The following is a 6,922-nucleotide window of genomic DNA, read 5'->3' as shown; positions in this document are numbered from 1 at the left end:
TGGAATCGATCATCTAGGGGTGGTGGGTGAGTCGGGGCCGGGCCGGGGGGTATCCGTCCTCGGTCGGGCGCCACTGCCTGTTCGGGAGCGCACCGGTGCCGGACGCCCGCCGCTGCGGGCGGACACCCCCCGTCCCGTCCCCTCCCCGCCGTACGCGCCTGCACGACGCCCAAGGCCACATGGCCTTCTGCCCGGGGGCGCCTGCACGCCCTGCCTTTCAGGGGCGCAGGACCGAAGGCCCATATCAACGCCGCCCACCGGCACGCCTTTCAGGGGCGCGGGGAACTGCGCGATCGGCCACGACGGCGCCGCACTGTGATCCCCGAGGCCGACGGCACATCGCGACTTGCCGGGCGCCGGCATGCTTTTAAGGGGCGCGGGGAACTGCGCGATCAGCCACGACGGCGCCGCACTGTGATGCACGAGGCCAAGGGCTCATCGCGACGCCGGGTGCCCGTACGTTTTTCAGGGGCGCGGGGAACTGCGCGATCAGCCACGACGGCGCCGCACCCGTCATGCGACCCCACGCGGCACCCCCCTCACGCCAGCAACCCCGAGGACTTCCACAGTCGGCGCCCCACTCCCCGCAGCACTCCGATGTCGTCCAGGAAGTCGGTCAACCGCTTCGCGCCCGTCTGCATCACCTCCCGGCGATGGCCGCTGGCCCGCACCTGGGCCATGGCCTCGCGTTTGTCGAGGCCCACGTTCGTGTAGACCTCGGGATTGACGAAGGCGACGGAGAAGACGCGGGCGAACTCGCCGGAGGTGACCCGGGTGAATTCCTGGGACCAGCGAGGGGCCGTCACCATCTGGCGGCGCAGCTCCTCGCGGGCGTAGCGGACATGGCGGGCCTCCTCGACGACGTGGATACGGGTGACCCCGCGGACGAGGGGCTGCACGCGCTCGTCCGGGAACGTCAGCCGCTGCATCCAGTCGAGGACCTCCTCGCCCAGGAGGGTGGCCGTGAAGGACCCCGGTGTGGTCGAGACGGTCTTGAAGAGGCGGCCGAGGTTCTGGTGGACACGGGCCACGGGGTACCAGGGGGTGTCCCCGTGGGCGATGAGTCGGGCGAACATCTTCGAGTGGCGGCACTCGTCCTCGATCTCGGTGAGGGCGTAGCGCACATGCGCGCTCGTGGCGGCCTTGTCGTAGATGTGGCGGACCAGCAGCTGCATCAGGATGAGCTCGAACCAGATACCGAGGGAGGCCAGCGCCGCCGCCTCGTGCTGGGAGAGCAGGATGCGCTGCTCCTCGCTCATGCGTTTCCAGAGCGGGGTGTCGTACAGGGACACCAGCTCCGGCGGCCAGAACCACTTGCCCTCCTCGTAGGGCGCGTCCCAGTCCAGTTCCCTGTCCGGGTCGAAGGAGTGCTTCGCGGAGGAGGCGAGGAGCCGCTCGGCGACCTGCTCGCGGTCCTTGAGCAGCCCGAGGGCGTCGCGCAGGCCGTCGAGTGCGTCTGCTTCCGTGAGAGTCGACATGGCACTTATGAGACTGCCTGTCAGCAAGCTCGTCAATCCCCTGCACGGGACTTGTTGACTCGGCGTCTACATGTGAGCCTGCCGGGTATGCCGACCCATGAGCTGTACACCAATGACCCCGGTGACTACGTGTGGCAGGTTCCCGCGTCCGGTGCGGCGCGTTTCAGCTGGGAGTACGAGGACGGCCGCGAACGGCTGCTCGCCCTCTATCAGAAGGGCAAGGACAAGCAGTGGGACGGGCAGCGGCGCATCCAGTGGGAGCTGGAGGTCGATCCGCACGACGTGCTGGGGACGCCGGACGAGTCGATCTCGCTGTACGGGACGCCGTACTGGGCGAAGATGAGCGAGCGGGAGCGGGGCGAGCTGCGACAGCACTACGCCTCCTGGCAGTTCAGCCAGTTCCTCCACGGTGAGCAGGGCGCGATGATCTGCGCGGCCCGGATCGTGGAGTCGGTGCCGGACCTGGACGCCAAGTTCTACTCGGCGACGCAGACCATGGACGAGGCGCGGCACGCGGAGATCTACGGCCGGTTCCTGCACGAGAAGGTCGGGATGGTCTATCCGATCAATGACCATCTCCAGTCGCTGTTGGGGGACACGCTTCGCGACAGTCGGTGGGACATGCCGTATCTGGGCATGCAGGTGCTGATCGAGGGGCTGGCGCTGGCCGCCTTCGGCATGATCCGGGACACCACGACCAAGCCGCTGCCCAAGCAGATCCTCGCCTACGTGATGCAGGACGAGGCCCGGCATGTGGCCTTCGGACGGATGGCGCTGCGGGACTACTACAAGCAGCTCACCGACGCGGAACTGCGCGAACGCGAGGAGTTCGTCATCGAGGGCTGCTACCTGATGCGCGACCGGCTGCGCGGGGTCGAGGTCCTGGAGAACTTCGGCATCCCGAAGGCCGAGGCGGAGGAGTACAGCGAGAAGTCCGAGTTCCTGGCGCTCTTCAGGCAGTTGCTCTTCTCCCGGATCGTCCCGTGCGTCAAGGACATCGGCCTGTGGGGCAAACGCCTCCAGCAGGCCTACGTCGACATGGGCGTTTTCGAGATGGGCGACTCCAACCTGGACCTGCTGATGGCCCAGGACGAGGAGATCGCGGAGAAGCTGGACGCGGAGCGCTTCGCGTTGGAGGAGCGGGAGCGGGTCGCCGAGGTGGAGGGGGCCGTCGAAGCGGGGATGACCGAGGGGTGACGTGCGCACGCATGGAGTAACGTGCTGACGTGTCCACGCCTCAGGGCCCCTACGGGCCGCAGAACTCCTACGGCCCCCCGCCCGCGCAGGGGCCCCACTCCGGTGGGCCCTACGGCTCGTACGGTCAGCAGCCGCCGCCCCATCCGCCTCAGGGGTACGGGGGTTGGGGTGCCCCTCCGCCTCCGCCGCCGCGGAAGAGCCGGACCGGGCTGGTGCTCGGCATCGTGGGTGGAGTGGTCGCCCTGGTCGTGGCGGTCGTCGTGGGGCTGGCGATGGTCGGGTCCAAGGTCGAGAGCGGGCTGCCCGACGCCCGGTTCGAGCTGACCCTGCCTCAGAAGCTGCTCGACGGCCGTTACGAGCTCACCGACGACCTGTCCGACACCCAGGGCCGTACCGTCGAGGACGAGATGAACGGTGCCTGGGACGCCAAGGTCACCAAGGCCAAGGTCGCCCAGTACGCCCTCGGCGGCGACCGGACCGAGGGCGTGCTCGTGATCTCCGGCATGTACGGGCGCTTCCAGCATCTCGCCGCCCTCCGCGGCGGCATGTTCAAGGGGCTCGGCGAGACCGACGGAGTGACCGTGGCCGTACCCGCGAAGGACTTCCGTCCGGACGGGGCCGACACCACGATCACCTGCGAGGTGGTGACCCAGAAGCAGCGCGGCGGCACGGCCACCCTCACCTACCCGGCCTGCGCCTGGGCGGACGGCAACACGGCCGCCATGGTCGCCGAGATGACCTCCGGCGGCCTCCACACGGACCCGGCGGACGTCGACCTGGAGGCCGCGGCCAGGACGACGCTCCAGGTGCGGTCGGAGGCGCGCAAGGCGATCCGGTAGTTCCGTCGGCGGTCAGACCGAGCAGCCCAGGTCGTCGGGGACCGCCAGGGACACGGGTTCCGCCGCGCCCGGCGCGAAGGACGTCCGCAGGGTGAAGGCGTACGGCGTCGGGCCGTTCGTGCGGAGGTGGAGCAGGCGGGACTCGGCCTCCGCCACCGTGGGACGGTGGCCGGCCGGAACCCACCAGAGGGTCGCCATGGCCTCCTGGACGCGTTCGAACCACTCGCGGCGCCTGGCCAGCATCTCGCGATGCCGGCCCTGGTACATGTACGCGGTGAGGGCGTCCGTGTCCCGCCACACCGACATGTTGATGATCAGCCACTCGTCGCCGAAGACGGCGACGTCCGTCGCGTCACCGGAGTCGTCCTGCAGACGCCAGACGAAACCGTCCGCGCCGTCCGCGTCGGCGTTCACGGGGTCGAGGGCGTCGACGAAGTCCTTCAACTGCGGTGAGTCCAGCGGGGCTTTGAGGCGGGCGATGTTCACCTGGGCGAGTTCGTACGCGGCTGAATTCATGTACCGAACGTTAGGTCGGGGGCTTTGGCGGACGGTACCCCCGTCTCAGTAAGTGGGCGCTCACTTTCAGGAGTTGAGGACCGCCTCCATCACCGCCCTCGCGATCGGCGCCGCCACCCCGCCCCCGGTGATCTCCCCCCGGACCGCCGAGGCGTCCTCCACCACCACCGCCACCGCCACCTTGGGCTCCAGATCCCGCTCGCCCTGCGCCCACGACACGAACCAGGCGTACGGCGTCCCGGCGTTGCCGATGCCGTGCTGGGCCGTGCCGGTCTTGCCGCCGACCACCGCGCCCGGGATGGCGGCGTTCGCGCCGGTCCCCTCCGTGACCACGTCCTCCATCAGTTCCCTCATCCGGACCGCCGTCGACGGATGCATCGCCTGGCGGACGGGGCGTGCGCTCGGGGTCCACACCGTGTCCCCGTCGTCGGTGGTGGTGCGCTCGACGAGACAGGGCTCCCGCACCTGGCCGCCGTTGGCCACCGCCGCCGCGACCATCGCCATCTGCAGAGGGGTTGCCCGGGTGTTGTACTGGCCGATCGAGGAGAGGGCCAACTGCGCCTTGTCGACCGTGGTGTCGAAGGTGCTCGGGGCCACCGAGAAGGGGATGCGCAGGCGGGTCTCGTTGAAGCCGAAGGCTTCCGCCGTCGCCGCCATGTCCGCCCTGCCCACATCCACCCCGAGCTTCGCGAACACCGTGTTGCACGACCACTCGAAGGCCGCCCGCAGCGGGGCGTCCGCACAGCCGTCGCCCTCGTTCGTGAGGCGCGTCCGGGTGCCGGGGAGGGTGTAGGGGTCGGGGGAGTCCGTGGTGCTGTCGACGTCCGTGACCACGCCGGCGTCGAGCGCGGCCGCCATGGTGACCACCTTGAAGGTGGAGCCCGGTGGATAGGTCTGCCGTACCGCCCTGTTCAGCATCGGCTTGTCGGGATCGGCGTTCAGACGGGCCCAGGAGCGCTCGGTGGCCGCCGAGTTGCCCGACAGCACGGCCGGGTCGTAGGACGGCGCCGACACCAGGGCCAGGATCTTCCCGGTGGCGGGTTCCACGGCCGCCACCGCGCCCTTCCGGCCGGCCAGGCCCTCGTACGCCGCCTGCTGGGCCCCTCTGTTGAGCGTCGTGACGACGTTGCCGCCCGGGCTCTGCGCCCTGGTGAGGTCGTTCCACAGGGGGAACGGCGTGAGCATCGGGTCGGTGCCGGAGAGCAGGGCGTCCTCGGTGTGTTCGAGGAGTGTGGTGCCGTAGACCTGTGAGGCGAAGCCGGTGACGGGGGCGTACAACAGGCCGTCGGTGTAGGTCCGTTCGTAGCGGAGCTGTTCGCCGGTGTCGCGGGAGCCGGTGACGGGCCGGCCGTCGACCAGGATGTCGCCGCGCGGCTGGTCGTAACGGGCGATCGTGGTACGGCGGTTGGCCGGGTTGGTGTCGTAGGACCGGGCGCGCAGGACCTGGACCCGGGACGCGTTGACCAGGAGGGCGAGCAGGAGCAGGGTGCAGAAGGCCGCCGCGTGGCGGATGTAGCGCGTCATGGGGCCGCCTCGCCGTCGTACTGGCCGCGGGCGGAGTCGCTCATCCGGATCAGCAGCGCCACGATCGCCCAGTTGGTGACGACCGAGGAGCCGCCCTGGGCGAGGAAGGGCATCGCCATCCCGGTGAGGGGGATCAGCCCGGTCACTCCGCCGGCGATCACGAACACCTGGAGCGCCACGATCGAGGCGAGGCCGACGGCCAGGAGGCGGCCGAACGGGTCACGCAGGGCCAGGCCCGCGCGGTAGCCGCGCTCCACGAGGAGGCCGTAGAGGAGGAAGATCGCGCCGAGGCCGGACAGGCCCAGTTCCTCGCCCGCCGTGGCGAGGATGAAGTCCGACTTCGCGGCGAAGCCGATCAGGATCGAGTGGCCGAGGCCCAGGCCCGCGCCGAGGATGCCTCCGGCCGCGAAGGCGAAGAGGGACTGGGCGAGTTGGTTGGGGCCCTGGCCCGCCTCGATCGACGCGAAGGGGTGCAGCCAGTCCTCCACCCGGGTGTGCACGTGCGGTTCCAGGCCGCCGACGGCCGCGGCGCCCAGGCACGCCAGGAGCAGGCCGAGGGCGATCCAGCCGGTGAGACCGGTGGCGACGTAGAGCATCACGACGAACAGGCCGAAGAAGAGGAGCGAGGTGCCCAGGTCGCGTTCGAGGACCAGGACGCCGACGCTCAGCAGCCAGATCGTCACGAGCGGGCCCAGGACCCGGCCCGTCGGCAGCCGCATGCGCCAGATACGGCGGCCCGCGTACGCGAGCGCGCCCCGGTTGGCGGCCAGGTAGGCGGCGAAGAAGACCGCCAGCAGCACCTTCGCGAACTCGCCCGGCTGGATGGAGAATCCGGCGATCCTGATCCAGATGCGGGCGCCGTTCACGGCCGGGAAGAGGATCGGGAGCAGAAGGAGGACCAGGGCGGCCGCCACACAGACGTAGGCGTAGCGCTGGAGCACGCGGTGGTCGCGGAGCAGGAGGACGACCACGGTGAACAGGGTCACGCCCAGGGTGGACCAGACGAGTTGGGTGGGCGCCGCCCGGTCGCCGGGGGTCTCCAGGTCGAGGCGGTAGATCAGGACCAGGCCGAGGCCGTTGAGCAGGACGCCGATCGGCAGGAGCAGGGGGTCGGCGTACGGGGCCCGTAGACGCACCGCGATGTGCGCGAGGAGCGCGAGCACGCCGAGCCCGGCGCCGTAACCGGCGGCGCCGGGCGGGACGGTGCCGTACTTGGCGAGGCCGACATCGCAGTAGCCGTACACGGAGAGCAGGACGGCGAGGACGATGAGGGCCAGTTCGATGCCACGGCGCCGGGGGAGGCGTACCGCGGGAGCGGGGGGATCCGCTGTGGCCACGGTTGTTCCGGCGTTGGTCATGTCCGGAACT

General features: G+C 70.3%; 6 protein-coding genes. 2 read left to right on the top strand and 4 right to left on the bottom strand.

What is annotated here, in order from left to right:
- Positions 1–539 precede the first annotated feature (539 nt).
- Positions 540–1,478, bottom strand: coding sequence for a diiron oxygenase (locus tag ABZT17_RS21415; RefSeq protein WP_356351022.1), 939 nt, complete (start codon positions 1,476–1,478; stop codon positions 540–542).
- An 87-nt stretch (positions 1,479–1,565) separates the two neighbouring features.
- Here ABZT17_RS21415 and ABZT17_RS21410 point away from each other — a divergent pair, with 87 nt between their 5' ends.
- Both ABZT17_RS21410 and ABZT17_RS21405 read left to right on the top strand, forming a co-directional pair.
- Entirely contained in the window at positions 1,566–2,675 is a 1,110-nt protein-coding gene (locus tag ABZT17_RS21410) for a ferritin-like domain-containing protein (protein WP_356351021.1), read from the top strand.
- Positions 2,676–2,704: 29 nt separating this feature from the next.
- A complete protein-coding gene (locus tag ABZT17_RS21405) occupies positions 2,705–3,514 on the top strand; it encodes a hypothetical protein (protein WP_356351019.1) in 810 nt (269 codons plus the stop codon).
- Between the two features lie 12 nt (positions 3,515–3,526).
- Here the strand turns inward: ABZT17_RS21405 and ABZT17_RS21400 are convergent, their stop codons facing one another.
- The 3 genes from ABZT17_RS21400 to ABZT17_RS21390 form a co-directional block, all read right to left on the bottom strand.
- Positions 3,527–4,030: a DUF3291 domain-containing protein gene (locus ABZT17_RS21400; RefSeq protein ID WP_356351017.1), complete on the bottom strand. Its 504-nt coding sequence runs from the start codon at positions 4,028–4,030 to the stop codon at positions 3,527–3,529.
- A gap of 66 nt (positions 4,031–4,096) precedes the next feature.
- Positions 4,097–5,554 (bottom strand): penicillin-binding transpeptidase domain-containing protein, encoded by a 1,458-nt coding sequence (locus ABZT17_RS21395; RefSeq protein WP_356351016.1) that lies wholly within the window; start codon positions 5,552–5,554, stop codon positions 4,097–4,099.
- Positions 5,551–6,912 (bottom strand): FtsW/RodA/SpoVE family cell cycle protein, encoded by a 1,362-nt coding sequence (locus ABZT17_RS21390; RefSeq protein ID WP_356351014.1) that lies wholly within the window; start codon positions 6,910–6,912, stop codon positions 5,551–5,553. Before ABZT17_RS21390 ends, ABZT17_RS21395 begins: the two co-directional genes overlap by 4 nt.
- Between the last annotated feature and the right edge of the window lie 10 nt (positions 6,913–6,922).

The sequence above is a fragment of the Streptomyces sp. NPDC005648 genome (genome assembly GCF_040605395.1).
Lineage (GTDB): Bacteria > Actinomycetota > Actinomycetes > Streptomycetales > Streptomycetaceae > Streptomyces.
This window is presented reverse-complemented; position numbering and strand designations above follow the sequence as displayed.